Origin of the sequence: Micromonospora sp. NPDC051296 (assembly GCF_040682255.1) — a bacterium.
Lineage (GTDB): Bacteria > Actinomycetota > Actinomycetes > Mycobacteriales > Micromonosporaceae > Micromonospora > Micromonospora craterilacus.
Genome location: NZ_JBFBAO010000552.1, coordinates 1 through 3086, shown reverse-complemented (window position 1 = coordinate 3086; position 3086 = coordinate 1). Strand labels below are relative to the sequence as shown.

4 protein-coding genes and 1 pseudogene are annotated in these 3086 nt (G+C 71.1%); 4 read left to right on the top strand and 1 reads right to left on the bottom strand.

Annotated features, from left to right (window positions below):
- Positions 1–274 precede the first annotated feature (274 nt).
- The 3 genes from AB0M52_RS32720 (at position 275) to AB0M52_RS32710 (ending at position 2429) form a co-directional block, all read left to right on the top strand.
- The gene (locus AB0M52_RS32720; protein WP_363961672.1) at positions 275–1078 is read left to right on the top strand and encodes a helix-turn-helix transcriptional regulator; all 804 of its coding nucleotides are present in this window, start codon (positions 275–277) and stop codon (positions 1076–1078) included.
- A complete protein-coding gene (locus tag AB0M52_RS32715; RefSeq protein ID WP_363961670.1) occupies positions 1069–1260 on the top strand; it encodes a DUF397 domain-containing protein in 192 nt (63 codons plus the stop codon). The genes AB0M52_RS32720 and AB0M52_RS32715 overlap by 10 nt, the downstream gene beginning before the upstream one ends.
- A 200-nt stretch (positions 1261–1460) precedes the next feature.
- Complete coding sequence (locus AB0M52_RS32710) at positions 1461–2429, top strand: hypothetical protein (RefSeq protein ID WP_363961668.1); 969 nt, start codon at positions 1461–1463, stop codon at positions 2427–2429.
- 9 nt (positions 2430–2438) lie between these two features.
- On the opposite strand, the gene AB0M52_RS32705 is transcribed toward AB0M52_RS32710, so the two are convergent.
- Complete coding sequence (locus AB0M52_RS32705; protein WP_363961666.1) at positions 2439–2723, bottom strand: TAXI family TRAP transporter solute-binding subunit; 285 nt, start codon at positions 2721–2723, stop codon at positions 2439–2441.
- Here AB0M52_RS32705 and AB0M52_RS32700 point away from each other — a divergent pair.
- A pseudogene (locus tag AB0M52_RS32700) lies at positions 2671–3086 on the top strand (ABC transporter permease); the annotation flags it as partial. The gene AB0M52_RS32705 and the pseudogene AB0M52_RS32700 overlap by 53 nt on opposite strands.

Sequence of the window (3086 nt, the reverse complement as noted above, 5' to 3'; positions counted from 1 at the left end):
CCGCCGTTCTGGTCGGCACCGAATCGCAGCTCGCGGGTGGCGCAGCCGATGATGCCGCCGTCCGGCACCTTGGCCGTGCCGGCCTGCTGGCCGTCTGCGCACCTCGTTGTGCGCAGGCGCCCCGGCCTGGTTCCGCCCGCCGTCCGATCCCGTGAGCGGTTCCGCTGCGTGACAGTCTGCTGAGGACGCGACTACGGTGGGAGGCTCGGCGCGGTGACGACCTGCGCGTCCAGGGCCGGTCCCCAGGCGGTACGAGGATGTACGGAGGGTGTCCGTGGAACGCTCGTCCATGCTGGAGCACTTCGCGGAGGAGTTGCGGCTGGCCCGAGCCACCGCCGGCATGTCACAAGCCGTGTTGGCCGAGGCGCTGAGTTACTCGGCCGCCCTGGTGGCCAAGGTGGAAACCGGCGCACGCCGCCCCAGCCGGGACTTCGCCCGCCGCTGCGACACTGTGTTCGGCAGCGACGGGCGGTACGAGCGCATCCAGCGGCGGATCAGCCGCGAGACCGTGGTGCCCTGGTTCCGCGACTGGCCCGGCATCGAGGCAGAGGCCACCGCACTGCGCTCCTTCGAGCCGCTCTACGTGCCGGGCCTGTTGCAGACCGAGGCATACGCCCGCGCGATCCTGACCAGCGGCGGGCTGTTCGCGCCGGACGAGATCGAGCAGCAGGTGGCCGCTCGGATAGACCGCCAGACGGTGCTCACCCGCGACCGACCGCCGCTTTTCACTGTGGTCATCGATGAGCACGTGCTGCGCCGCCGGATCGGCGGGCCGGAGGTGATGCGTGAGCAGTTGCGGCATCTGGTGAAGCTGGGCTCGGCGCTGCCCCGGGTCAGAATCCAGGTCGTGCCGCTCTCCACCGGGGCATACGCTGGGCTCGACGGCCCCTTCGTGATCGCCACCGCACCCACCGGAGAGGATTTCGTCTACCTGGAGGGGCAGCGTCACGGACAAGTGATCGACCGCCCTGAGTACGTGCAGCAGATGGTCGAGGTTTGGGAGTCGATCCGGGGTGAGGCACTATCGCAGCAGCAATCCCTCGATCTGATCGCGGAAGTGGCGGAGACATGGACCTGACCGGTGCCCGGTGGCGCAAGAGCACCCGCAGCAATGCCAGCGGCGGCAACTGTCTGGAGGTGGCCGACAACCTGCCCGGCGTGGTGGCCGTACGCGATTCCAAGGACCCGACCGGGCCGGCGCTGGCCTTCGCGCCCGCTGCCTGGCGCGCGTTCGTCGCCCAACCCACCAAGCACCCCTAGCAACCCGCGCAGCACCCAGCGTCCGACGGTGCTCCCCGCGCGCTGCACCCGGCGCCAGGCCACGCGCCGTGGAGATCTTGGACACTTTCCGTTATCGAATAACGGAAAGTGTCCAAGATCTGGCGGTGGGTTGCCGGTGTGGTGACCACAGTGGGCGGATGGCGGCGGTTCGGCGTCCGTCGCAGCGGGCTAACGCTTTGATGATCACCAGCGGGGTCGGCGTTCCCGACGAGCGGGCCGATGCCCTGGAATGGATGGCCTTCGAGCAGGCCGGCGTACTCACCACCACGCAGGCCCGCACCATGCTGACCGACGGTGCCGTACGCGGCTTGGTCCGCTCCGGTCGGTGGCGCTCGATCAGTCGCGGGTTGCTGCTGACCGGCAACGGGCGGCTGACCCGGGACCAGCAACTGTGGGTCGCCGTCCTCGCCGCCGGAGCGGGTGCGGTCCTCGCGGGCGCCACGGCGGCCACCGAAGCGGGGGTACGCGGCCTGCGACCCGAGCCCCTGCACGTGCTCGTGCCGGCGGCCCGCCGGGCCGGTCGTACCAGTTTGCGCCGGTTGCCGATCGACATGGCCGCCGTGGTGGTGCACCGGACGGCGGTGCTGCCCGCCGAGCATCTTCAGGTCGGCCGCCCGCCCCGGACCACCACACCACGCGCGCTGGTGGACGCGGCCGGATGGGCGTCGTCGGTACGGCAGGCGCAGGAGGTGCTCGCGGCCGGCTGCCAGCAGCGGCGGGTGCTGCCCGAGGAACTGGCCGCCGTGCTCGACCTGCTGCCCCGGGCACCCCGTCGAGGATTGATCCGGCAGACCATCGCCGATATCGCCGGAGGTGCGCAGGCACTGAGCGAGATCGACTTCGTCCGGCTCTGCCGCCGGGCCGGACTGCCCCCGCCGGACCTTCAGGAACGGCGGACCGATGCGGCGGGGCGTACCCGTTGGTTGGACGCGTACTGGCGGGCATGGCGGGTGCACGTGGAGATCGACGGGGCACATCACATGGACGTGCGCCAGTGGGCGGACGACATGCAGCGCCAGAACGACGTCTGGACGAGCGGGGATCGGATCCTCCGCTTTCCCGCGTGGCTGGTCCGGGCGCACCCGGACCAGGTCGCCGACACCGTCCGGCGTGCCCTCCTCGCCGCAGGCTGGCGGCCCGACGCCTGAATTCGCGGGTCAGCCGCCCTGGTAGTAGCGGGCGGCGCCGGGGTGCAGGGGGATGGGGTCGGTGCCGGCGGCGCTCTGCCGGTCGAAGTTGCGGGCCTCCGGGTGCACCGCGGCCAGGTCGGCCTGATAGGTGAAGAGCAGTCGGGTGAGGTCGTACGCCAGCTGGTCGGGCATGTCCGCGCTGACCAGGATCACGTTGGCCACCGTGACGGTGGGGGTGCCGGCTGGCGTGTCGTAGGTCGTCGCGTTCCCGGCCGCGGTGCTGGTCGGCTTCGCGTTCGGGGCGCTGGGCATGGCGGTCTCCACCGTCATGCGCAGCTGGCAGGATTTCGACCTCATCGCGTCGGTCCAGTTCACCCTCTTCCTCTTCTCCGGCACCTTCGTCCCGGCGGAGGCGTATCCGACCCTGCTGCGGTGGCTGGTGGAGGTGACCCCGCTCTACCGCGCGGTGCACCTGATCCGCGGCGTGGCGCTCGGTGCCGCCGACTGGTCCGCGCTGTTGGACGTGCTGTACCTGCTCGGCGTGCGGGTTGGCGAGAGTCAGGGTGACTCCCTCGGGGTCCAGCATCTGTTCGAGCAGCGCCTCGGGCAGCTCCACCTTCGTCCAGCGGTACGCGTCGACCAGCAGCGCCGCCAGGCCCAGCCCCACGCCACCGC